The sequence below is a fragment of the Gemmobacter nectariphilus DSM 15620 genome, from assembly GCF_000429765.1.
Taxonomy (GTDB): domain Bacteria; phylum Pseudomonadota; class Alphaproteobacteria; order Rhodobacterales; family Rhodobacteraceae; genus Wagnerdoeblera; species Wagnerdoeblera nectariphila.
The window spans coordinates 694,133-715,939 of sequence record NZ_KE386949.1 but is presented as its reverse complement, the minus strand read 5'-3'; the positions used below and the strand labels follow the sequence as shown (position 1 = coordinate 715,939).

Annotated in this window: 20 protein-coding genes and 1 tRNA gene; 13 read left to right on the top strand and 8 right to left on the bottom strand. The window is 66.9% G+C overall.

What is annotated here, in order from left to right; genetic code table 11:
• Nucleotides 1-265: transposase (locus G481_RS0122290; RefSeq protein ID WP_028031263.1), on the bottom strand; the 265-nt coding region annotated here is incomplete at its 3' end.
• A gap of 155 nt (nucleotides 266-420) precedes the next feature.
• Between G481_RS0122290 and G481_RS24915 the strand changes: the two genes are divergently transcribed.
• Both G481_RS24915 and G481_RS24910 read left to right on the top strand, forming a co-directional pair.
• On the top strand, nucleotides 421-1,884 hold the full coding sequence (locus tag G481_RS24915; RefSeq protein ID WP_051294701.1) for a glycosyltransferase family 2 protein: 1,464 nt from the start codon (nucleotides 421-423) through the stop codon (nucleotides 1,882-1,884).
• Nucleotides 1,881-2,777 (top strand): DNA adenine methylase, encoded by an 897-nt coding sequence (locus G481_RS24910; protein ID WP_051294700.1) that lies wholly within the window; start codon nucleotides 1,881-1,883, stop codon nucleotides 2,775-2,777. Before G481_RS24915 ends, G481_RS24910 begins: the two co-directional genes overlap by 4 nt.
• On the opposite strand, the gene G481_RS0122275 is transcribed toward G481_RS24910, so the two are convergent.
• The 4 genes from G481_RS0122275 to G481_RS0122260 form a co-directional block, all read right to left on the bottom strand.
• A complete protein-coding gene (locus tag G481_RS0122275) occupies nucleotides 2,766-3,359 on the bottom strand; it encodes a hypothetical protein (protein ID WP_154664718.1) in 594 nt (197 codons plus the stop codon). The genes G481_RS24910 and G481_RS0122275 overlap by 12 nt on opposite strands.
• Before the next feature lie 257 nt (nucleotides 3,360-3,616).
• Nucleotides 3,617-3,691: transfer RNA gene (locus tag G481_RS0122270), tRNA-Asn, on the bottom strand.
• A gap of 78 nt (nucleotides 3,692-3,769) precedes the next feature.
• Nucleotides 3,770-4,672 carry an MBL fold metallo-hydrolase gene (locus tag G481_RS0122265; protein ID WP_028031979.1) on the bottom strand — a complete coding sequence of 301 codons (903 nt, stop codon included), beginning with the start codon at nucleotides 4,670-4,672 and terminating at the stop codon, nucleotides 3,770-3,772.
• A 37-nt stretch (nucleotides 4,673-4,709) separates the two neighbouring features.
• Nucleotides 4,710-5,039: a hypothetical protein gene (locus G481_RS0122260; RefSeq protein ID WP_028031978.1), complete on the bottom strand. Its 330-nt coding sequence runs from the start codon at nucleotides 5,037-5,039 to the stop codon at nucleotides 4,710-4,712.
• A gap of 256 nt (nucleotides 5,040-5,295) precedes the next feature.
• On the opposite strand from G481_RS0122260, the gene G481_RS25325 reads away from it, so the two are divergent.
• From G481_RS25325 to G481_RS24900, 4 genes are all read left to right on the top strand, one after another.
• Nucleotides 5,296-6,102, top strand: coding sequence for a helix-turn-helix domain-containing protein (locus G481_RS25325; protein WP_051294699.1), 807 nt, complete (start codon nucleotides 5,296-5,298; stop codon nucleotides 6,100-6,102).
• Nucleotides 6,103-6,142: 40 nt separating this feature from the next.
• Entirely contained in the window at nucleotides 6,143-7,444 is a 1,302-nt protein-coding gene (locus G481_RS0122250; protein WP_028031977.1) for an ATP-binding protein, read from the top strand.
• A 391-nt stretch (nucleotides 7,445-7,835) separates the two neighbouring features.
• Nucleotides 7,836-11,495: a vitamin B12-dependent ribonucleotide reductase gene (locus G481_RS0122245; protein WP_028031976.1), complete on the top strand. Its 3,660-nt coding sequence runs from the start codon at nucleotides 7,836-7,838 to the stop codon at nucleotides 11,493-11,495.
• A gap of 82 nt (nucleotides 11,496-11,577) precedes the next feature.
• On the top strand, nucleotides 11,578-11,841 hold the full coding sequence (locus G481_RS24900) for a hypothetical protein (protein WP_035026946.1): 264 nt from the start codon (nucleotides 11,578-11,580) through the stop codon (nucleotides 11,839-11,841).
• Between the two features lie 201 nt (nucleotides 11,842-12,042).
• On the opposite strand, the gene tyrS is transcribed toward G481_RS24900, so the two are convergent.
• Nucleotides 12,043-13,293 (bottom strand): tyrosine--tRNA ligase, encoded by a 1,251-nt coding sequence (gene tyrS / locus G481_RS0122235; RefSeq protein WP_028031975.1) that lies wholly within the window; start codon nucleotides 13,291-13,293, stop codon nucleotides 12,043-12,045.
• Between the two features lie 64 nt (nucleotides 13,294-13,357).
• On the opposite strand from tyrS, the gene G481_RS0122230 reads away from it, so the two are divergent.
• Nucleotides 13,358-14,452, top strand: a complete 1,095-nt coding sequence (locus G481_RS0122230) for an anhydro-N-acetylmuramic acid kinase (RefSeq protein WP_028031974.1) — start codon at nucleotides 13,358-13,360, stop codon at nucleotides 14,450-14,452.
• A 171-nt stretch (nucleotides 14,453-14,623) separates the two neighbouring features.
• The gene (locus tag G481_RS0122225) at nucleotides 14,624-15,994 is read left to right on the top strand and encodes a class II 3-deoxy-7-phosphoheptulonate synthase (protein ID WP_028031973.1); all 1,371 of its coding nucleotides are present in this window, start codon (nucleotides 14,624-14,626) and stop codon (nucleotides 15,992-15,994) included.
• A 3-nt stretch (nucleotides 15,995-15,997) separates the two neighbouring features.
• Here the strand turns inward: G481_RS0122225 and G481_RS0122220 are convergent, their stop codons facing one another.
• Nucleotides 15,998-16,672: a PAS domain-containing protein gene (locus G481_RS0122220; protein WP_035026944.1), complete on the bottom strand. Its 675-nt coding sequence runs from the start codon at nucleotides 16,670-16,672 to the stop codon at nucleotides 15,998-16,000.
• 115 nt (nucleotides 16,673-16,787) lie between these two features.
• A complete protein-coding gene (locus G481_RS0122215) occupies nucleotides 16,788-17,492 on the bottom strand; it encodes an NAD-dependent deacylase (protein ID WP_028031971.1) in 705 nt (234 codons plus the stop codon).
• Nucleotides 17,493-17,633: 141 nt separating this feature from the next.
• Here G481_RS0122215 and G481_RS0122210 point away from each other — a divergent pair, with 141 nt between their 5' ends.
• The 5 genes from G481_RS0122210 (at nucleotide 17,634) to G481_RS0122190 (ending at nucleotide 21,803) form a co-directional block, all read left to right on the top strand.
• Complete coding sequence (locus tag G481_RS0122210; protein WP_028031970.1) at nucleotides 17,634-17,828, top strand: heavy-metal-associated domain-containing protein; 195 nt, start codon at nucleotides 17,634-17,636, stop codon at nucleotides 17,826-17,828.
• A 94-nt stretch (nucleotides 17,829-17,922) separates the two neighbouring features.
• Nucleotides 17,923-18,840, top strand: coding sequence for an EamA family transporter RarD (gene rarD / locus G481_RS0122205; RefSeq protein WP_028031969.1), 918 nt, complete (start codon nucleotides 17,923-17,925; stop codon nucleotides 18,838-18,840).
• A gap of 283 nt (nucleotides 18,841-19,123) precedes the next feature.
• Nucleotides 19,124-20,308 (top strand): ABC transporter substrate-binding protein, encoded by a 1,185-nt coding sequence (locus G481_RS0122200; protein WP_028031968.1) that lies wholly within the window; start codon nucleotides 19,124-19,126, stop codon nucleotides 20,306-20,308.
• 99 nt (nucleotides 20,309-20,407) lie between these two features.
• Nucleotides 20,408-21,199: an ABC transporter ATP-binding protein gene (locus tag G481_RS0122195; protein WP_028031967.1), complete on the top strand. Its 792-nt coding sequence runs from the start codon at nucleotides 20,408-20,410 to the stop codon at nucleotides 21,197-21,199.
• Between the two features lie 172 nt (nucleotides 21,200-21,371).
• Nucleotides 21,372-21,803, top strand: a complete 432-nt coding sequence (locus G481_RS0122190; protein WP_154664717.1) for a hypothetical protein — start codon at nucleotides 21,372-21,374, stop codon at nucleotides 21,801-21,803.
• Nucleotides 21,804-21,807 lie beyond the last annotated feature (4 nt).

Below are 21,807 nucleotides of genomic sequence, written 5' to 3'. Positions count from 1 at the left end.
GTCCATCCAACAGCACGAGAGGCGCAAAGCAAAAGCCATCCTGCTCCGGCGCAGGCAGAACCAGCTTCCCGTCCCGCGCCCGACCGCGCCATTCCGACAGATGGTTCGCCCGAAGCCCATACCGTGCCGCAACCGCGTTCACCGTCACGCCAGGCTTCAGAGTTTCCGCAACGATCTGCGCCTTGACCTCGTCCGGCCATCGCTTCTGGCCATTGGCCCGTATCTCAACCCCGTAGTCCCTGAGAAACTCCACCGTAGTCGCCATCGCGAAACTCCCGCCCGATATCCAACAGGCGCGCAGTCGCAGGTTAACCAATCAAGCAGAAGGTGGGGACCAGGCACCCCTTACTATAGACGGGCGCTGGAGGGACAAGTTATCCCCGGTATGTTCACGTTTTGTTCATACCTCGGAGCCGCCCCATGCTCGACGCGCCCAACGTCACGCCGCTGCACCGGCAGCCCTCGCCCGCCCTCGCCCGCTGGGCGTCTCAGAGCGTCCCAGCCCGCCTCTGGCACATCCGGCCCGAGCCGTCGCCCGCCGCCGTCCGCTGGGCCTCGCACAGCGTCCCGGCGCACCTGTCCGCCCGGGGCCTCGCGGTCCCGGTGTGGGCCGCGCTGCTGCTCCCGGCCATCGCCCTGCTGCCGCTGCTGTCCCCCTGGGCGTCCCTCATCCTCGCCCCGGCCTTCGCCCTCGCGGCGGCGGTTCGGCTCGCCGCGCTGGCCGTCCCGCCGCCCCCCGGCCCGCCGCCGCTGCCTGAGGCGGACCTGCCGACCGTCACCGCCCTAGTGCCGCTGTTCCGGGAGGAGGCGCTGCTGCCCGACCTCGCGGCGGCGCTCGGGCGGCTGGACTACCCGGCGAGGCTGCTTGAGGTGCTGATCCTCGTGGAGGAGTGCGACCCGGAGACGGCAGCCGCCGCCCGGGCTCACCGCCCGCCCTGTTCCGGCTGGCAGGTGGTCGTGGTGCCCAAGGGAGCCCCCCAGACCAAGCCCCGGGCCTGCAACGTGGGCCTCGCCCTCGCGCAGGGCGAGGTGGTCGTGGTCTTCGACGGCGAGGACCGGCCCGACCCCGGGCAGGCCCGGCTCGCCGCCTCCGCGCTCGCGGCGGACCCCCGCCTTGCCGTGGTGCAGGCCCGCCTCGGGTGCGACCACGCCGGGCCGGGCGCGCCGCTGGTGGCCCGCCTCTGGGCTCTTGAGTATGCGGGGCTGTTCGGCCTCGTGCTGCCCGCGCTCGCCCGCCTCGGGCTCCCGTTCCCGCTGGGCGGGACCAGCAACTGGTTCCGGGCCGACGCCCTCCGCGCCGCCGGGGGCTGGGACGCCCACAACGTCACCGAGGACGCGGACCTCGGGGTGCGGCTCGCCCGGCTGGGCTGGCGCTCGGGCGTCATCGACAGCACGACATGGGAGGAGGCCCCCGTCTCCTCCCGGGCGTGGCTGTGCCAGCGCGCCCGGTGGCTCAAGGGCTTCGCCGTGACCTCCATCGTCCACGCCCGGGAGCCGCGCCGCGCCGCCCGGGAGCTGGGCCTCGCCGCGACCCTCGCCCTCGTCGCCCAGCTCCCCGCGTCCCTGCTGTGCATCGCGGCGCACCCCCTCGGGCTCGCCCTCCTCGCGGGCGGGCACGTCGCGGGGCCGCTCGCCCTGCTGATGCTGCTGGGCTACGGCTCCGCCCTCGCGCTCGCCGCCCGCGCGGCCCTCCGGGCGGGGCTCCCGCTCTGGCTGACCCTCCTGCTGCCCGCCTACTGGCTCGCCCTGTGGGCGGCGCTCCTGCTGGCGCTCCGGGACCTCGCCCGCGACCCGGCCCACTGGCGCAAGACGGACCACGGCAGGGCGGCTAGGCCCAAGATGTTGTGGAAACAATGTGCGAACGGCATTAGGAGTAGATCATGAGCAAATTACCGCACCCGATTCCTTATCAGGGCAGCAAGCGCAAGCTCGCGCCCATGATTGACCGATACCTCCCCCGAGGCATCGGGACGCTATACGAGCCCTTCGCGGGCTCCGCCGCCATGACGATCTACGCCGCCCACCACAGGCGGGCGGAGCGCTTCGTGGTGGGCGACAGCCTAGAGCCGATGGTCGCACTGCTGCGCTCCATCGTTGAAGAGCCCGAGAGGACCTCTGCCCGCTACGGCGAGGTGTGGCGCGGCCAGCGTGAGGGCGAGGCGGGCTACTTCAACGAGGTCCGCGACCGCTACAACTCCGACCGCGACCCGGTGGACCTGCTCTACCTGATCTGCCGTTGCGTCAAGAACGCGGTGCGCTTCAACCGTGACGGGCGGTTCACGCAGTCGGTGGACAAGCGCCGCCTCGGGATGCATCCCGAGAAGATGGCAGCCGCCGTCCTGGGCGTCTCACACACCCTCCGGGGCCGCACCGAGTTCCGCGTGGGGGACTGGCGGGAGACGGCGGCGGACGCCGGGCCGGGGGACTTCGTATACATGGACCCGCCTTACCTAGGGACCTCCATCGGTCGGGACAAGCGCTACCACCAGCAGATGACGCAGGAGGAGCTTTGCGAGGGGCTCGGGGAGCTGCGAGCCCGGGGCGTCCCCTTCGCACTGTCCTATGACGGGATGACCGGCGGGCGCGAGTATGGCCCTCCGCTCCCGGACACGCTCGGGTTGACGCGGCTCCTCCTCCACGCCGGGACTTCCTCTCAGTCCACCCTGTCGGGCCGCAAGGAGGAGACGGTGGAGAGCCTCTACGTCACGCCCGGCCTAGCCGAACCCGTGGCGGGGGTGATACGCCCCGAGGCCGCGCAGGCTCGCCTAGCCCTCTAGCAGGCGCTTGGCGAGCTGCTGGACGGTGACGCCCTCGCGCGCCGCCCGCTCCCGCAAGGCGTCGAACGCGGCCACCTCTCCCGCGCGCCACTCAAGGTCAAGGCGGCGGACCTCCTCAAGCGCGACGTGGGTGTAGGCTTCCGGGGACGCCCAGAAGCAGGACCGGCAGACCTCCTCGCGGCGGTCCCTCTGGGCGTTGATGCAATTCTCGCAGGACCAAGACTTGGCCCGCTGGCTAGAAGCGTCGATCAGCATGTAGGCGTCAGGGTTGGACTCATCAAAGGAGCCGTCGCCCGCGACCTGATAGGGGACACGGTGGTCAATCTGGAGGTAGCGCGGCGCAAGGACCTCCTGCGTGAACGCCTCCCGGGAGCCATAGTGCGCCACCAGCCGGTCCTTGAAGGGCTTCGAGAACGCCCGCCGCCCGTCGATGCGCCCAGACTTGATGTCCGCCGGGTCCCCGAAGCGGTAGACCCCGATCTTGCGCCCCGTCTTGGCCGACACCCGGTCCCGGGTCATGACGATGGGGATGCCCGCCTCCTTGACGTCCCCCGCCACGCGGGGCGGGTGGTCGTAGCCCATGTCATTCAGGTCCTCGGTAGAGCACTCGCCGTGCTCCAGCAGGTAGTCAATGAGCGCTCGGGCTCGCTTTGCGGTCACCTTCTCGCACAGGGCGAGGATGCGGGGGTCAACTGGTTGATTCGACATGCAGCCTTGATGCCACATGTGGTGGGGGCCACAAAGACGGAAAAAGCGCCATCGGGGGGCGCTCTCCGTCTTAGAACCCGTCTTAGCTCCCCGTCTTAGGAGCCCTGCGGGACGTAAGTATCTGATTTTCTTGGCTCCGGCGGTAGGGATCGAACCTACGACCAATTGATTAACAGTCAACTGCTCTACCGCTGAGCTACGCCGGAACTGAGGGCCGTATAGCAAGCGTTTCGGGGGGCGTCCAGAACCTTTCGGCAGTTTTTTTGCCCCCCGGAACAATTTTTTCAGACGGGCTCCCAGCGGGCGCGAAGACGATCTTCGCTGCTGGCGCGTGCCAGAGATCTGGCTTCCAGATCAAGCAGATGCGCAAAGACATTGCGGGTGGCGGCGGGCAGCAGGCCCGGGGGGACATCGGTGTAGATCCGGGCCGCGAGATCTGCGGCCGCTCCGCCGCCTTGCTGCAAGGCGGCCAGAATCTGCGCTTCGCGGCCCCGGCGGTGATCGACAAGCTCGCGCAGCCGCGCCTCGGCATCGAGAACCTCGGCGCCGTGCCCGGGATAGAGCCTGCGGGCGTTCAAGGCGCGCAGGCGATCAAGCGAGGTCATGTAGGCCGTCATGTCCCCGTCGGGCGGCGAGACGATGCTGGTGGACCAGCCCATCGCCTGATCGCCCGAAAAGACAACATCGTTCCAGGCAAGGCAGATGTGGTTGCCAAAATGACCCGGGGTGTGAATGACCTGCAGGCGCCAGTCGGGCCCCTCGATCACGGCCTCGTCGGCAACGGTCTCGTCGGGCTGAAAGGCATGGTCCGCCCCTTCGCCGCCGCCCAGATTGCCCAGCGCGGCAAAGGCGGGGTTCAGCCCGGCGCTCGCATCCCCGAAGGCGACGACCGGTGCCCCCACCCGCGAGGCCAGATGCGGGGCCAGTTCCGAATGGTCATGGTGGGCATGGGTGACAATGATCATCTCGACCCGCTCGCCCGGGGCAAGGGCGCCCAGCAGCGCCTCAAGATGCTCAGGATGGCCAGGGCCCGGGTCGATGATCGCCACGCGACCTTCGCCCAGAATATAGCTGTTGGTGCCCGGCCCGGTCAGCGGCGAGGGGTTCGGAGCCAGAACCCGGCGCAAGCCGGGCTCCAGCCATTCGGGTGTCCCGGCGATCAGGCGGGATTGGGAAACTTCGGCCATTGACCCTTGTCGGTTGCGGTTGCTTGCACCGGCAACTCTAGCCGCAATGACGATCGGTTGCGAACGCTTTCGGCGCAGGCGGTGCAGAATGCACAACCGTCAGCTGTGCCCGGCGCTTGCCCGCCCGCGCATCGCTGCGCAGCAGATCGGGCAGACCTGCCATGGACAGGCCCGGCAAGGGGGTCAGCGCGCCGCACAGCCGCATCCCGCCATCGTCGATCGCCTCGAAGGACACCATGTCGCCGACCGCGATCGGCATGTCGCGCGGCAAGGCATTGCGGCGGGCCAGCCCGAGCGGACCGTGATCGCTGCACCAGACGATCGCCCGGGACCGATCCTTGGCCACATATATCACCACACCATCCATTGCCTGCTCCTTTCTACGGGTATCGCCTTGTCTGCATCCGGGCGCCGATGCAGCGGCGGCTTCGACTATCACGATAGCGTGCCCTGCGGCAGGGGACAGGTTGGTTGATGTGTCATGGCATGATCAGTTGTGCTGGTGCCTGACGCCCGGATGTGACACATCAAGGCTCAGACATTGAAAATGGCGACAGGCTGACGCAGATTAGCGTCAGCGCGGCGTGTGACTCGTGCCTTCTTATCAACTCAGGGTAGCAGAAATGCCCAGAACCAGTTCGCCGCAGTCCCCCGCAGACGTCCGCGCGATCTTTGGCCGCAACCTTCGGGCGCTGTGTTCGGGCGAATCATCGATCTCGGACCTGTGCCGCCGGATCGGCATCAACCGCACGCAGTTCAACCGCTACCTCTCGGGCGAGGCGTTTCCGCGCCCTGACATCTTGCAGCGCATCTGCACGCATTTCGAGGTCGACGCCCGCATCCTGCTGGAACCGATCGAGGCGATCCGCGCCGACTGGCGCCTGCGCGCGGCGCTGCGGCTGCGCGACATTGCCATGCCACCGCAGGCGCGGCCGTTTGATCACTACCTCATGCCCGACGGGATCTACCGCTTTTGGCGCAAGTCCTTCTCGCATCCGGGAAAATATGTCACCGGGCTATGGCAGGTCTATACGTTCGACAGCGTGAAGATGCTGAAGTCCTTCGACATCTATCCCCAGCCGGTTCGCCGCGGGACCAAGCGATTCGCGCGCAAGGTGCCCTATTCGGGTGTGTTCATGCAGCATTTCGACGGGGTGTCGCTGCTGTGTTCCACCGGGTCGGAAAACGTGCTCAGCTTCACGTTTTTCGAATATGGGCTGAATGGATCCACCCGCTATTACAATGGCGTCTCGATGCTGACACGGCGGCAGATGCAGGGCACCGCGCGGCTGTCGAACATCGTGCTGGAACGCTTCAGCGGCGATTGCGCGGATCTGATCCGCCTGGCCCGCCAGATCGGGATCGGCGACGGGGACCAGGTGCCCGAGGCTGCGCGCAAGGCGCTGGACCGCTTGCCCGAGGAATTCTAGACCCGTTGCCGGACGGCGCAGCGGCGCCTATTGTGGCGCCATGGCATTGCGCATCCGGTCCTTCCTGCCCCGAAGTCTCTACGGCCGCGCGGCGCTGATCCTGATCTTGCCGATCATCACCATCCAGCTTCTGGTCTCGGTCGCCTTCATCCAGCGCCATTTCGAAGGCGTGACCGAACAGATGACCGCCAGCATCGTGCTGGAGCTGCGGCTGCTGCAGCAGACGGCGCAGCAGCGCGGGCTGGCGGCCGCCGTCGCCATGGCCGCACCGCTCGAGCTGAGCGTCGCGCCAGCGGGGGCGGATCCGGTCGCGGACCGGCACGATTTCACCGATTTTTCGGGACGGGTGGTTCAGCGTGTGCTGCGCGAAGGGCTGCGTGATGTGCAGGGGGTCGATCTGCAGACCTACCGGCGCGAGGTTCTGGTGCGCTTTGGCGCCGGGGATTCGGCGCTGGATGTGCGGGTCAATCGGGCGCGGGTATCGGCCTCGAACCCGCATCAGCTGCTGGTGCTGATGGTCTTTGCCAGCATCCTGCTGACGCTGATCGCCTATATCTTCCTGCGCAACCAGCTGCGCCCGATCAAGCGGCTGGCCGAAACCGCCGAGGCCTTCGGCAAGGGCCGCGTGGTGCCCTATCGCCCGCGCGGCGCCTTGGAGGTGCGGGCGGCGGGTGCGGCCTTTCTGGCCATGCGCGCCCGGATCGAGCGGCAGATCGAACAGCGCACCATGATGCTGTCGGGCGTCAGCCATGATCTGCGCACGCCGCTGACCCGGATGCGGCTGGAACTGTCGATGCTGGACCCCTCGCCCGAGGTCGAGGCCTTGCTGGGCGATCTGACCGACATGGAGCGCATGATCGACGCCTTCCTTGCCTTTGCGCGCGGCGATGCGACGGAACAGCCGACCGCAACCGACCCTGTGGCCTTGTGCGAAAAGGTCGCCGAACGGGCGCGCCGCGCGGGCCTTCAGGTCATGCTGCGGCCCGGGCCACCCTGCCCTTCGGTCCAGCTGCGTCCCGATTCGGTGGCGCGCGCGCTGGAAAATCTGGTGAACAATGCTGGCCGCCACGCCGATCACTGCGAAATCTCGCTGTCCTGGACCGAGCAGATGCTGACCATCGCGGTCGAGGATGATGGCCCCGGCATTCCCGCCGCCCAGCGGGACGAGGCCCTGCGCCCCTTCACGCGACTCGATTCTTCGCGCAACCCCAATCAGGGCGGCGGCGTGGGCCTTGGGCTGGCGATTGCGGCAGATGTCGCGCGCAGTCATGGCGGGACGTTGCGTCTGGGTGACAGTGCCCGGATGGGCGGGCTGAAGGTCGACCTGATCCTTGCACGTTGAGTCGTCATCTCAAGCCAGTCGCGCAACCCTGCGGAGGTATTGAGGAAACCCGGACTGTCCCGAAACGATCCCCAGACTTGTCCTCAGACCTGGGGAAAACATGGGCGCCGTCGCGGCCCGGACCCCCCGGAAGGTCAAGCCGAGAATCCCTGGCCGAGTCGTAAAAATTTGATTGCGGGGCGCTTGGCTTTGCGACAGTTTGACGGCGCGGGCCCGTGTGCCACTACATATTGTGGTCCGCCTGTCATGGGTTAGCATCTCTCGCCAGCGCCGTCTTGGTGCTGATTCCTGTCGGCGCCTGCGGACAGGGCCGGGTCATGACTGCCCCTGACAACCAGGGACGATCAAGCGGCCGCCATGACAGGCTGCGGGGACAGGAGACACGGGGCATATGAAGATCGAGCGCAAGTTCACCTCGGAAGCGACCGGCGCCTATGGGGCCCTGTCCTTCACCACCACCTCCTCCGAGATTCGCAATCCCGATGGCAAGGTCGTGTTCCGCAACGAGGCGGTCGAGGTGCCCGAGGGCTGGAGCCAGGTTGCCTCGGACGTTCTGGCGCAGAAATATTTCCGCAAGGCCGGCGTTCCGGCCCGTCTGAAAAAGGTCGCGGAAAAGGGCGTGCCCGAATTCCTGTGGCGCTCGGTCGCGGACGAGACGGCGCTGGCCGCCCTGCCCGAGGATCAGCGCATGACGGGCGAGACCAGCGCCCGCCAGGTGTTCGACCGTCTGGCTGGCGCCTGGGCCTATTGGGGCTGGAAAGGCGGCTATTTCAGCACCGAGGCTGACGCCCGCGCCTATTACGACGAGATGCGCCACATGCTGGCCCGCCAGATGGCCGCGCCGAACAGCCCGCAGTGGTTCAACACGGGCCTCCACTGGGCCTATGGGATCGACGGCCCCTCGCAGGGGCATTTCTACGTCGATTTCAAGACCGGCAAGCTGGTGAAATCCGACAGCGCCTATGAACATCCCCAGCCGCACGCCTGCTTCATCCAGTCGGTCTCGGACGATCTGGTCAACGAAGGCGGCATCATGGACCTGTGGGTCCGCGAGGCGCGGCTGTTCAAATACGGCTCGGGCACCGGCACCAACTTTTCCAGCTTGCGCGGCGAGGGCGAGCGCCTGTCGGGCGGCGGAAAGTCCAGTGGCCTGATGGGCTTCCTGAAAATTGGCGACCGCGCGGCAGGGGCCATCAAGTCGGGCGGCACCACTCGGCGTGCGGCCAAGATGGTGATCTGCGACATGGATCACCCCGACATCGAGGCCTTCATCAACTGGAAGGTCATCGAGGAACAGAAGGTCGCCAGCATGGTGGCCGGTTCCAAGGCGCATGAGGCGCGGCTGAACGAGATTTTCGCCGCGATCCGCGCCTGGGACGGCAGCACCCAGGATGCGGTGGACCCGGCGAGGAACCCTGCGCTCAAGGCCGCGCTCAGGGCCGCCAAGCGCGCGATGATCCCCGACACCTACACCAACCGCGTGCTGCAATATGCCCGCCAAGGCTTCACCAGCATCGAATTCCCGACCTACGATACCGACTGGGACAGCGATGCCTATGCCAGCGTCTCGGGCCAGAATTCGAACAACTCGGTGCGCGTGACCGATGCCTTCCTGGCGGCGGTGCGCGACGATGCCGACTGGGCGCTGTTGCGCCGCACCGATGGCGGAGTGGCGAAAACCGTAAAGGCGCGCGATCTGTGGGATCAGGTCGGCCATGCCGCCTGGGCCTGTGCCGATCCCGGCATCCAGTTCCATGACACGGTGAACGCCTGGCACACCTGCCCCGAGGACGGGCCGATCCGCGGGTCGAACCCGTGCAGCGAATACATGTTCCTCGACGATACCGCCTGCAACCTGGCGTCGATGAACCTGCTGACCTTCTTCCGCAATGGCCGGTTCGATGCCGATGCCTATATCCATGCCACCCGCCTGTGGACGGTGACGCTGGAAATCTCGGTGCTGATGGCGCAGTTCCCGTCGAAGGAAATCGCGCAGCGCAGTTATGATTACCGCACGCTGGGCCTTGGCTATGCCAATATCGGCGGGCTTCTGATGAACATGGGCCTTGGCTATGACAGCGCCGAAGGACGCGCGCTGTGCGGCGCGCTGACCGCGATCATGACCGGCGTCGCCTATGCGACCTCGGCCGAGATGGCGGCGGAACTGGGCGCCTTCCCCGGCTATGCGCGCAACCGCGACCACATGCTGCGCGTCATCCGCAACCACCGCGCCGCTGCCCATGCCAGCGGCCGGTTCGAGGGGGTCAACGTGGCCCCCGTCGCGCTGGACCACGCGAACTGCCCAGACCAACGCCTTGTCGCGCTGGCGAAATCCGCCTGGGACGAGGCACTGTCTCTGGGCGAAAAGCATGGCTTCCGCAATGCCCAGGCCACGGTGATTGCCCCCACCGGCACCATCGGTCTGGTGATGGATTGCGACACGACCGGGATCGAGCCCGATTTCGCGCTGGTCAAGTTCAAGAAGCTGGCCGGCGGCGGCTATTTCAAGATCATCAACCAGTCGGTGCCGGCCGCGCTGGAAAAGCTGGGCTATACGCCCGCGCAGATCGCGGAAATCATCGCCTATGCCGTCGGCCATGGGTCGTTGGGTCAGGCGCCGGGGGTGAATCATACCGCGCTTCTGGGCCATGGCTTTGGCGCGACCGAGATCGCCAAGATTGAGGCCGCCCTGCCCACCGCCTTCGACATCCGCTTCGTGTTCAACCAATGGACGCTGGGCGCCGATTTCTGCCAGGGCACGCTGGGCATTCCGCCCGAAAAGCTGGCCGATCCGACGTTTGAACTGCTGAAACACCTTGGCTTTACCAAGACGCAGATCGACGCGGCGAACGATCATGTCTGCGGCACCATGACGCTGGAAGGCGCCCCGCATCTGAAGGCGGAACATCTGCCGGTGTTCGATTGCGCCAATCCCTGCGGCAAGAAGGGCACGCGCTTCCTGTCGGTGGGCAGCCACATCCACATGATGGCCGCCGCGCAATCCTTCATCTCGGGCGCGATCTCCAAGACGATCAACATGCCGAACAACGCCTCGATCACCGAGGTGCTGGAGGCCTATGAGCTGTCGCATTCGCTGGGGATCAAGGCGAATGCGATCTACCGCGACGGCTCGAAACTGTCGCAACCGCTGGCCTCGGCACTGGTCGAGGATGACGACGAGGCCGAGGAAATCCTTGCCACCGGCAGCCAGCAGGAAAAGGCCGCCGTCATCGCCGAGAAGATCGTCGAGAAGGTCATCGTCAAGGAAATCATCAAGTCGCACCGTGAAAAGCTGCCGGAACGCCGCAAGGGCTATACGCAAAAGGCCATCGTCGGCGGCCACAAGGTCTATGTGCGCACCGGCGAATATGGCGATGGCCGGCTGGGCGAGATCTTCATCGACATGCACAAGGAAGGCGCGGGCTTCCGTGCCATGATGAACAACTTCGCCATCGCGGTGTCGGTCGGCCTGCAATATGGCGTGCCGCTGGAAGAATTCGTCGAGGCCTTCACCTTCACCCGGTTCGAACCCGCCGGCATGGTGCAGGGCAACGAGGCGATCAAGACCGCGACCTCGATCCTTGACTACATCTTCCGCGAGCTGGCGATTTCCTACCTTGACCGCACCGACCTGGCCCATGTCGCCCCCAAGGGCGCCAGCTTCGACGATCTGGGCCGCGGCGACGACGAGGGCAAGCGCAACATTGGCGAGGTCTCCGAAGGCACGGCGTCGAAGTCGGTGGAACTGCTGAAATCCATCAGCTCCACCGGCTATCTGCGCAAGCGCCTGCCGCAGGATCTGGTCATGCTGAACGGCGGGATCGGCGGCAGCGACAGCTTTGGCAGCGCCATGGTCACCGAAACCCGCGTGTCGGGCTTTGCCGAGACGACCTCCAGCTTTGCCATCGGCACCGGGATGGACGCCCGCGCCAAGGCCAAGATGCAAGGGTATGAGGGCGATCCCTGCGGCGAATGCGGCAACTATACGCTGGTGCGCAACGGCACCTGCCTGAAGTGCAACACCTGTGGCGGCACCTCGGGCTGCAGCTAAGCTCCCGGCACCGGCCCACCACAATCAGGGCGGCCCCCATGCGGGCTGCCCGTTCTAGCGACAAGAACCGAGACAAGACCCCATGACCATCGCTTCCGAACTCATCGTCGGCACCGCGCGCGTGCGCCCCGTGCGGATCCAGACCACCGGCACCGGCATCGTGGCCGAACTGTCGGGCGCGGGCCTGCTGACGGTGGTTGATGCCACTTTCGAAGGCGATGCGAAGATCGAGCTGTGGACCGCCGGCCATGCCCCTCGCGCCATGACCGTCACGGGCATCGACATGGGCGGCGCCACCACCCTTGTCACGCTGACCGACACCGCCCGCCCGGTGATGGTGAACTGACGACGAAGATCACGCGCAGCGGCCCCCTCATCGGACGGGCGAGAGCGCGGGACACTGGCCCCAAAGCCGAAGGCAGCGCAGCTGAGGGCACTGGCACGCCAGCAGGGGCGCGCGCAAGCAATCAGAACGGACAAAGCGGCGGGTTTTGACCGCCGCCGCCCCGACACGGTGTGAAAGGCGGGGTGCCCCCCGCCCTACACCTTAGCCCAGCGTCACCAGCGCATGGCGCTTGCGCCCGGCGGTCAGCTTCAGCGGCTCGGCCAGATCCTCGGTCCGGATGATGCGGCCGGCGTCCGTCGCCTCGGCATCGTTCACCCGCGCGCCGCCTTCGGCGATCAGGCGCTTGGCATCCTTGCCCGATTTCGCCAGCCCCGCCCGCACGAACAGTTGCGGCAGGCTGATCCCCTCGGCGGCCTCGGCAGCACTCACGGCAACCGTCGGCAATTCGCCCCCGATCCCGCCCTTCTCGAACACCTCGCGCGCGGTCGCCTCGGCGGCGGCCGCCGCCTCGGGGCCATGCAGAAGGCCGGTCACCTCATTGGCCAGGATCACCTTGCCAATGTTGATCTCGGCCCCGCCCAGCGCGCCCAGACGGTTGCATTCCTCGACCGGCAGCTCGGTATAGAGCTTGAGGAACCGCCCCACATCGGCATCGGTCGTATTGCGCCAGAACTGCCAGAACTCGTAGGGGCTCAGCATCTCGCCGTTCAGCCAGACCGCGCCGCCCGCCGACTTGCCCATCTTGCGCCCGTCCGAGGTGGTCAGCAGCGGCGAGGTCAGGCCATAGATCTGCGCGTCGATAACCCGGCGCGTCAGGTCGATGCCGTTGATGATATTGCCCCACTGGTCCGAGCCGCCCATCTGCAGCAGACAGCCATAGCGGCGGTTCAGCTCCAGGAAGTCATAGGCCTGCAAGATCATGTAGTTGAATTCCAGGAACGACAGCGATTGTTCCCGGTCCAGCCGCGACTTGACCGATTCAAACGACAGCATCCGGTTGACGCTGAAATGCCGCCCGATATCGCGCAGGAAATCCAGGTAGTTCAGCCCGTCCAGCCATTCGGCATTGTTGAGCATGATGGCATCGTTCGCGCCATCGCCATAGCGCAGGTAGCGGGCAAAGACCTGCTTCATCCCGGCGATGTTCTCGTCGATCTTCTTGGGCGTCAGCAGCGGGCGCTCCTCGCTGCGAAAGCTCGGATCGCCCACCTTGGTGGTGCCGCCGCCCATCAGGGTGATCGGCTTGTGCCCGGTCTTTTGCAGCCAGCGCAGCATCATGATGTTGAGCAGATGCCCGACATGCAGACTGGCCGCGGTGGCATCATAGCCGATATAGGCAGGCACGACCCCCTTCACCAAGGCATCATCCAGCGCCTGATAATCGGTGCAGTCGGCCACGTAGCCGCGCTCGAGCATCACGCGCAGGAAGTCGGATTTGGCATGGTAGGTCATGACGGCATCATCCATAGTTCGACTGCGCGCGGGTATAGCGGCGCAAAGGGGCAAGGGGAAGCGCATGTTGAAGGCGGGGCCGGTCTGGGCGCTGGGGGCGATGTCGGGCACCTCGCTGGACGGGGTCGATGCGGCCATGCTGCTGACCGATGGCGCCCGGGTGCTGGACTTCGGCCCCTCGGCCTTTCGCCCCTATACATCGGCCGAACAGGCGGTGCTGCGCGCCGCACTTGGCACCTGGCCAGGCGATGCCCGCGCCGATGCCGCCGCCGAGGTGGTGGAAACCGCCCATGCCGAACTGCTCTCGCGCTTCGAAGGGGCGGAACTCGTCGGCTTTCACGGCCAGACGCTGGCCCATGATCCGGGCGGGCGTGGCACGCATCAGGCCGGCAATGGCGCCATCCTGGCCGAGGTTCTGGGCCTGCCGGTGGTCTGGGACTTTCGATCGGACGATGTGCGCCTTGGCGGACAAGGCGCGCCGCTTGCGCCCTTTTACCATTTCGCGCTGGCCCGGCGACTGGGCGATGATCCGGTGGTGTTCCTCAACCTTGGCGGGGTCGGCAACCTGACCTGGGCCGATCCGTCACGGGCAGAACCCCAACTCGACGGCGCGCTCTTCGCCTTTGACACCGGCCCGGCGAATGCTCCGGTCAACGATCTGATGCAGCGCCGCCTTGGCCTTGCGCTTGACGAAAACGGCGCCCTCGCGGCCCAAGGGACGGTGGATGACGGGATCATCGCCGATTTCCTGCGCCACCCCTATTTCTTCCGCATGGCGCCCAAATCGCTCGACCGCGATGCCTTTGCCGCCCTGTCCCGGGCCGCAGACCAGCTGTCCGATGCCGATGCCGCCGCAACCCTGACGGCTGCAGCTGCCGCCGCCGTGGCGGCCGGCCTGCCGCTGCTGCCCGCCCCGCCCACCCGCGTCCTTGTCACTGGCGGCGGGCGCCGCAACCCGGTGATGATGCGCGAACTTGCCGCCCGCCTGCCCTGCCCGGTCGCCCCGGTCGAAGACGCCGGCCTTGACGGCGACATGCTGGAAGCCCAGGCCTTTGCCCATCTTGCCGTGCGCATCGCGCGCGGCCTGTCCACCTCCTGCCCTGGCACCACGGGCGTTGCGGCCGCGGTCGGGGGCGGCCAGATCACCACCCCCGCCTGAGGCTGGCTCTTTGCCTTTTTCCAAATACCCAAATACGTCAGCCGGGGGTCATCGCTCCACCAGCCGCCCCGCACCCCGGCGCTCTGTGCCAGCCTCCCGACAGATTTTGCGGTAGCGCCTTGCCCGCCTGCCGCCTATATCGAAACCAAAGGGCAGGAAGCGGAGGATGCCATGGCCATGGGATGGAGCAAATCGGGCTGGCGCGCCAAGCCGCGCATTCAGATGCCGGATTACCCCGACACCGCCGCCCTGCACGCGGTCGAGGCACAGCTTGCGAAATACCCGCCCCTCGTCTTTGCCGGCGAGGCACGGCGGCTGAAAAAGCACCTGGCTCAGGTCTCCGAGGGCAAGGCCTTCTTGCTGCAAGGCGGCGACTGCGCCGAAAGTTTCGCGGAATTCAGCGCCGACAACATCCGCGATACGTTCAAGATCATGCTGCAGATGGCCGTGGTGCTGACCTTTGGCGCCAAGGTGCCGGTGGTCAAGGTCGGCCGCATGGCCGGCCAATTCGCCAAGCCGCGCAGCGCCCCGACCGAGGTGATCGGCGGCACGGAACTGCCCAGCTATCGCGGTGACATCGTCAACGGGTTTGACTTCACCGCCGATGCGCGCGTGCCCGATCCGGCCCGGATGCTGCAGGCCTATACCCAGGCCGCCGCCACGCTGAACCTCTTGCGCGCCTTCTCGACGGGGGGCTACGCCGATATCCACCGCGTCCACAGCTGGACGCTGGGCTTTGCCGAACATGACAAGGCCGAACGCTACCGCGAGATCTCGAACCGCATTTCCGACGCGCTCGATTTCATGACGGCGGCCGGGGTCGATGGCTCCAGCGTGCATCAGCTCTCGACGGTCGAATTCTACACCAGCCACGAAGCGCTGCTGCTGGAATACGAAGAGGCCCTGTGCCGGATCGACAGCACGACCGGCCTGCCGGTCGCGGGGTCGGGTCACATGATCTGGATCGGTGACCGCACCCGGCAACCCGATGGCGCGCATGTCGAATTCTGCCGCGGGGTGCAAAACCCGATCGGCCTGAAATGCGGCCCGTCCATGAGCACGGACGATCTGAAACGCCTGCTGGCCACCCTGAACCCCGAGAACGAGGCTGGACGGCTGACGCTGATCGCCCGCTTCGGCGCCGGCAAGGCGGGCGATCATCTGCCCCGCCTGATCCGTGCCGTTCAGGAAGAAGGCGCCAGCGTCGTATGGTCTTGCGACCCGATGCACGGCAACACGATCAAGGCGGCCTCGGGCTACAAGACCCGCCCGTTCGATTCCGTGCTGCGCGAGGTGCGCGAGTTCTTTGCCGTCCACAAGGCCGAAGGCACCGTCCCCGGCGGCGTGCATTTCGAGATGACGGGCAAGGATGTCACCGAATGCACCGGGGGCCTTCGCGCCGTGACGGACGAGGATCTGTCCAGCCGCTACCACACCGCCTGCGATCCGCGCCTGAACGCCAGCCAGTCGCTGGAACTGGCCTTCCTGGTCGCCGAAGAGCTTTCGGCCCAGCGCAAGGCCCCCAGCATCGCGGCCCTGTAGGCCCTAGCCCTTGACCAGCCGCAGATAGGGCCGCCCCTTTGCGGGCGGCTCAAAGGGCGCCGGGGCTTCGGCCATGCCTTGCACGACGGGTTCGCGCCGAGGGGCGGGCGTGGGCCGCGCGGCGCCCGTGTCCGGCAGGCCGGCAATCGGGCGACTGCCGCCTTGCACCAGCGCAAAGCGGCGCGGGGCGCGGCCGGGCTTGCCCTCGGTCACCAGACAGGCCAGCGCACGATCCGGCTGCCCCGATTGCCCCAGCATTGGCAGCACCAGCAGTTCGGCCGACAAGGGGGCGCGCATCATCCCCCGCTCGCCTTCCAGCCGGAAAGTGCCGATGGCCGGGGCACCGAACACCTGGTCCAGATGCGCCGACAGCGCCGGGCGCGCTTCGGGCAGCATCAGCGCCGACAGCGGCATCCCGCGCAAGTCCATGCCCATCAGATCGCACAGCGCCATGCCTGCCAGCCGGATCCGCACCTGCCCCGGCGCGATGCGTTCCAGCAGCAGCGTGCAATCGAGCAGGTCGGCAATGCCACGAGGGTCGAAATCGGCACGCCGGGGCAAGGCGCCGTCAGCGGGGCGCAGCGCCTGCCAGTAGCCTTCAAGCTGCCCGAACTGCGCCGGCACTGCCGCCCCCTTCAGAACCACAAGGTTTTCCCGACCGTCCCAAATCTGCCGCATCAATGCCCCCTGTCCGGTGACTTGCGGCGATCTTGGTTAAGACTACCGCAAGAGTCGTTACCGAACTCTTAATAGCTGCCAGACAGCGAGTCGGGCGGGTTTTCTGAAGAACTGGTTAAAGCTTGAAACGCCCCGCCAGCACCTGCGCGACCCATTCGGGGACCCGGACCGAGGCGGGCCCGGCCAGCACCCGATCAAAGGCCCCGGCACGGACCGACGGGTCCAGGTTGATCTCGACGGTCTGCGCCCCGGCCCTGGCCGCAATATCGACCAGCCCGGCAACCGGCCAGACCGTGCCCGAAGACCCGATCACCACAAAGAGATCGCAGCGCGAACAAGCCTCGGCCACCTTGTCCAGATGCTCGGGCACCTCGCCGAACCAGACCACGGCGGGCCGGGCAAGGCCCGAGGCACAGGCCGGGCAGCGATCACCGGCGGCCATCCGGGCAGGCGCAGGCCAGCGGTGGGCGCAGCTGTCGCACCGCGCCTCGTCCAGCCGGCCATGGACATGCAGGGCATCGGTGCTTCCGGCGCGCTCGTGCAGATCGTCGACGTTTTGCGTCACCAGCAGAACCTCGTCCGGCCGCGCGCGCTGAAGCTGCGCCAGCGCAAGGTGCGCCGGGTTCGGCTGCGCCGCCCGCGCCGCTGCGCGCCGGTCGTTGTAGAACGCCTGCACCTTTGCCGGATCGCGGGCAAAGGCCTCGGGCGTTGCCAGATCCATCGGATCGAACCGCGCCCACAGCCCCTTGGGGTCGCGGAACGTCGGCAGCCCGCTTTCGGCGGAAATGCCCGCCCCGGTCAGAATCACCTTCCGCGCCATGCCGTCCCCCGTCCCGTTTGCCCCAGTCAACCGCCCGGCCCGCCCCACCGCAACCCGGCACGGATATTTCCGCAAAGGGGGCTTGACCTTCCCCCGGCTGGAAGGCCCACATGCAAGCCAGATCCTGACCCGGAGAACATCATGGACCTGTCCATTCCCGACATGAGCTGCGGCCATTGCCGCGCATCCGTCACCCAGGCGCTGACTGACCTCGACCCCAAGGCGGTGGTTCAGGTCGATCTGCCGGCCCGCCGCGCCCATGTGGAAACCGTGGCCAGCCTTGATGCGGTGATCGCCGCGCTTGGCGCCATCGGCTTCGAGGCCAAGGCGGCCTGACCCATCACGCCCCGTGATGACCGGGGCGGCACATTCGGCATTGGACCTTTCCCGCCAACGGGGCTAACCGGGGGCTGCGAAGAGGAGTTTCCCGATGGCCGACCCCGTTCCCCAGACCGCACAAGGCGGCGACAGCCCGCGTGGCTTTGCCTTTGCGCTTGCCGCCTATCTGATGTGGGGCTTCCTGCCGGTCTACATGAAGGCGCTGGCGCCGGTGCCCACGCTCGAGGTGCTGGCACATCGCGTGATCTGGTCGGTGCCGATGGCGCTGGCGATCCTGATCTGGCTGGGCCGGACGGCCGATCTGCGCGCGGCGCTGCGCAGCCCGCGGATGCTGGCCATGGCCACGCTGACGGCATCGCTGATCTCGCTCAACTGGGGGTTCTACGTCTATGCCATCCAGTCCGGGCAGGCGATGGAAGCCGCGCTTGGCTATTACATCAACCCGCTGTTCAGCGTGCTGCTTGGCCGCGTGCTGCTGGGCGAGCGGCTGGACCGCCTGCAATGGCTGGCGGTCGCCCTGGCGAGCGCCGCGGTGATCGTCATGACGCTCGAGGCCGGCCGGGTGCCGCTGCTGGCGATCAGCATGATGCTGAGCTGGGGGTTCTACGCCTATTTCAAGAAATCCCTGCCGCTGGGCCCGAACCAGGGCTTCACGCTGGAAGTCATCCTGCTGCTGCCCTTTGCGCTTGGCTATGCGGTCTGGTCCGGGGCGACGGGGCGTGCGGTCTTCCTGAACGGCGACTGGGGGCTCACCGCCCTGCTGATCGGCGCGGGGATCGTCACCGCCGTGCCGCTGATGGCCTATGCCAATGGCGCCAAGCTGCTGCGGCTGACCACCATCGGCATCATGCAATACATCACCCCCACGATGATCTTTGCCACCGCCATCTTGGCCTTTGGCGAGCCGTTCGACCAGGCACGGGCCATCGCCTTCCCGATGATCTGGGCAGCGCTGGTGCTGTATACCCTTGCCTTGATGCGGCAAAACCGGCGCCAGGCCGCGGCCTGACGGGCCAGCGAAGACCAAAGCGCGGGGCGTCACGGCCGCCACGGCCTGCATCGCCCGTGCGGGCAGCCGCCACAAGGCGGGCCCGCGCGGGGGCTGGTCAGAGCGATTTGGATGGGCTAGCAATTTGACAGGGCGCCCCGCGCCTGCCGGATCACCGGCCAGCCGCCGGACGGCAGAACAACGGGTTGACGCAAGATCCCCCTTGTTCCGCCCGAAGGGAACGGCAAGGCTTGGCCGGACAAAAGACCACAAGGACTGAACAGTCCACACTAGGGAGAAACGCATGAAAAAGCTGCTTCTGGCCTCGACGGCCGCATTCGCGCTGGCCGGCACCGCCCAGGCGGAAGAGATCAAGCTGGGCATCTCGGTCGGCTTCACCGGCCCGCTGGAATCGCTGGCGCCGCAGATGGCTGCCGGCGCCGAGATGGCCTTCAAGGAAGTCAGCGACTCGGGCCTTCTGCTGGGTGGCAGCACCGTCAGCGGCGTTCGCGCCGATTCGACCTGCATCGACGCTGCCGCCGCGACCGCCGCGGTCGAGCGGATCGTGACCTCGGACAAGGTCAAGGGCATCGTCGGCGGCATGTGCTCGGGCGAAACCATCGCCTCGCTGAACAACGTCGCCATTCCGAATGGCATCGTGATGATCTCGCCCTCGGCCACCTCGCCGGCGCTGACCACGCTCGATGCCAATGGCCTGTTCTTCCGCACCTCGCCCTCGGATGCCCGTCAGGGCGTCGTGATGACCGAGATCATGCAAGAGCGCGGCATCAAGTCCGTTGCGGTGACCTATACCAACAACGACTACGGCAAGGGTCTGGCCGACAGCTTCCAGGCAGCCTTCGAGGCGGCGGGCGGCAAGGTCACGATCAACGCCCCGCATGAAGACGGCAAGGCCGACTATTCGGCCGAGGTGGCCGCGCTGGCCGCCGCCGGCGGCGAGGTGCTGGTGGTTGCGGGCTATGTCGATCAGGGCGGCTCGGGCATCATCCGCGGCGCGCTGGACACGGGCGCCTTCGATACGTTCGAATTCCCCGACGGCATGGTCAGCCAGGCGCTGGAAGACAAGTTCGGCGCCGAGATCAACGGCTCGTTCGGGCAGAACCCTGCCTCGGCCGGTGAAGGGCGCGATCGCTATGTCGAAATGGCCAAGGCGGCCGGCTTTGACGGCACCTCGGCCTTCTCGGCGGAAAGCTATGACGCGGCAGCCCTGATCATGCTGGCGATGGCCAAGGCCAAATCCTCGGACCCGGCGGTCTACAAGTCGGAAATCCTGAACATCGCCAATGGCACTGGCGAAGTGATCCTGCCGGGCGATCTGAAGAAGGCGCTGGAAATCATCAACGCCGGTGGTTCGGTGAACTACGAAGGCGCGACCGCCGTGACCTTCGTCAACGGCCGCGAAAGCGCTGGCTCGTATCGCGAGATCGAGTTCAAGAACGGCAAGATGGAAGTGGTCAAGTACCGCTGATCGGATGACACCGGGGGGTGCGGTCAGACCCGCGCCCCCTGCCACAACGACGAGCGGGACGGCACGCAAGGCACGGACCCGCCGCATGGGGAGCAACGCATGATTGTCGTGGAGAATCTCCACCGGCATTTCGGCGGGTTTCGCGCCGTAGACGGCGCATCGCTGGAAATCGCCACCGGGTCCATCACCGGGCTGATCGGCCCGAACGGGGCCGGAAAGACCACGCTGTTCAATGTCATCGCCGGACGCCTGCCGCCCACCTCGGGCCGGGTGCTGATGGATGGCGAGGACATCACAGGCCTGCCGCCGCACGCGCTGTTCCACAAGGGACTGCTGCGCACCTTTCAGATCGCGCATGAATTCGGATCCATGACGGTGCGCGAGAACCTGATGATGGTGCCCGCGAACCAGTCGGGCGAGACGCTGTGGAACACCTGGTTCCAGCGCAAGCGCATCGCCGCCGAAGAGCGCGCCCTGCGCGACAAGGCCGATGAGGTGCTGGAATTCCTGACGATTTCCCATCTGGCCGACCAGAAGGCGAGCCAGATTTCCGGCGGGCAGAAGAAGCTGCTGGAGCTGGGCCGCACCATGATGGTCGATGCCAAGATCGTCTTTCTGGACGAGGTGGGCGCGGGCGTGAACCGCACGCTGCTGAACACCATTGGCGACGCCATCGTGCGGCTGAACCAGGAACGCGGCTATACGTTCTGCGTGATCGAGCACGACATGGATTTCATCGCCCGCCTGTGCGACCCGGTCATCGTGATGGCCGAGGGCAAGGTCCTGGCGCAAGGCACGGTCGATCAGGTCAAGAACGACGAGCGGGTGATCGAGGCCTATCTGGGCACCGGCCTGAAGAACAAGATCAAGGAGGAAGCCGCCCATGGCTAGCGCCGGCGTGGGGCGGTTGGCGCCGTTCCGGCCCCTTGCCCCGGCGGGTCGCCGGGTGGGAAGGGTTTTGGGTATTTGGGGCAAGATGATGCACACGCGCCTGTGCGGGGCGGTGGCAGGGCTGCTGCTGGCTGCGATGCCGGGGGCGGCGTTTGCGCAGGAATGTGCACCGATGAGCCGGCATTTTGCCTTTTGCGACGATGGCACCGACTGGGCCGAGGCGGAATGGGAACAGTCCGGCGATGGGGCAACCATCGTGCTGGGCGATCTGCGGCTGGAATTTACCGAGGATTGGGTCGGGCGCGACGATGCGCAGGATAGCGGGGCGGCGATAGATGCGCTGCTGGACGAGATGACTGCCGATGCCACGCATGAGGAGATCGCGCGCGACCGATTCACCGCCGGGGACCTGACTGTGGTCCGGGTGATCCAGACCATTGCCGTGGACAACGATCCTCCGGTGCTGCGTGCCATGATGATCGCCGGGGCCGAGGCGGGGCGGATCCTGCTCAGCCTCGATGCGCCGGCCGGGCTGCCGGTCGAGGAGATCGACCGCCGCTCGCGCGAGGTGGCGGGGCTGGTGCGGCTGGCAGAGGGGGGCTGAGAGA

Excerpts from the sequence above, each read along its gene's own strand:
- G481_RS24915 (WP_051294701.1), top strand. The coding sequence starts at position 421 with ATGCTCGACGCGCCCAACGTCACGCCGCTGCACCGGCAGCCCTCGCCC.
- G481_RS24910 (WP_051294700.1), top strand. The coding sequence starts at position 1,881 with ATGAGCAAATTACCGCACCCGATTCCTTATCAGGGCAGCAAGCGCAAG.
- G481_RS0122275 (WP_154664718.1), bottom strand. The coding sequence starts at position 3,359 with ATGGGCTACGACCACCCGCCCCGCGTGGCGGGGGACGTCAAGGAGGCG.
- G481_RS0122265 (WP_028031979.1), bottom strand. The coding sequence starts at position 4,672 with ATGGCCGAAGTTTCCCAATCCCGCCTGATCGCCGGGACACCCGAATGG.
- G481_RS0122260 (WP_028031978.1), bottom strand. The coding sequence starts at position 5,039 with ATGGATGGTGTGGTGATATATGTGGCCAAGGATCGGTCCCGGGCGATC.
- G481_RS25325 (WP_051294699.1), top strand. The coding sequence starts at position 5,296 with ATGCCCAGAACCAGTTCGCCGCAGTCCCCCGCAGACGTCCGCGCGATC.
- G481_RS0122250 (WP_028031977.1), top strand. The coding sequence starts at position 6,143 with ATGGCATTGCGCATCCGGTCCTTCCTGCCCCGAAGTCTCTACGGCCGC.
- G481_RS0122245 (WP_028031976.1), top strand. The coding sequence starts at position 7,836 with ATGAAGATCGAGCGCAAGTTCACCTCGGAAGCGACCGGCGCCTATGGG.
- G481_RS24900 (WP_035026946.1), top strand. The coding sequence starts at position 11,578 with ATGACCATCGCTTCCGAACTCATCGTCGGCACCGCGCGCGTGCGCCCC.
- tyrS (WP_028031975.1), bottom strand. The coding sequence starts at position 13,293 with ATGACCTACCATGCCAAATCCGACTTCCTGCGCGTGATGCTCGAGCGC.
- G481_RS0122230 (WP_028031974.1), top strand. The coding sequence starts at position 13,358 with ATGTTGAAGGCGGGGCCGGTCTGGGCGCTGGGGGCGATGTCGGGCACC.
- G481_RS0122225 (WP_028031973.1), top strand. The coding sequence starts at position 14,624 with ATGGCCATGGGATGGAGCAAATCGGGCTGGCGCGCCAAGCCGCGCATT.
- G481_RS0122220 (WP_035026944.1), bottom strand. The coding sequence starts at position 16,672 with ATGCGGCAGATTTGGGACGGTCGGGAAAACCTTGTGGTTCTGAAGGGG.
- G481_RS0122215 (WP_028031971.1), bottom strand. The coding sequence starts at position 17,492 with ATGGCGCGGAAGGTGATTCTGACCGGGGCGGGCATTTCCGCCGAAAGC.
- G481_RS0122210 (WP_028031970.1), top strand. The coding sequence starts at position 17,634 with ATGGACCTGTCCATTCCCGACATGAGCTGCGGCCATTGCCGCGCATCC.
- rarD (WP_028031969.1), top strand. The coding sequence starts at position 17,923 with ATGGCCGACCCCGTTCCCCAGACCGCACAAGGCGGCGACAGCCCGCGT.
- G481_RS0122200 (WP_028031968.1), top strand. The coding sequence starts at position 19,124 with ATGAAAAAGCTGCTTCTGGCCTCGACGGCCGCATTCGCGCTGGCCGGC.
- G481_RS0122195 (WP_028031967.1), top strand. The coding sequence starts at position 20,408 with ATGATTGTCGTGGAGAATCTCCACCGGCATTTCGGCGGGTTTCGCGCC.
- G481_RS0122190 (WP_154664717.1), top strand. The coding sequence starts at position 21,372 with ATGAGCCGGCATTTTGCCTTTTGCGACGATGGCACCGACTGGGCCGAG.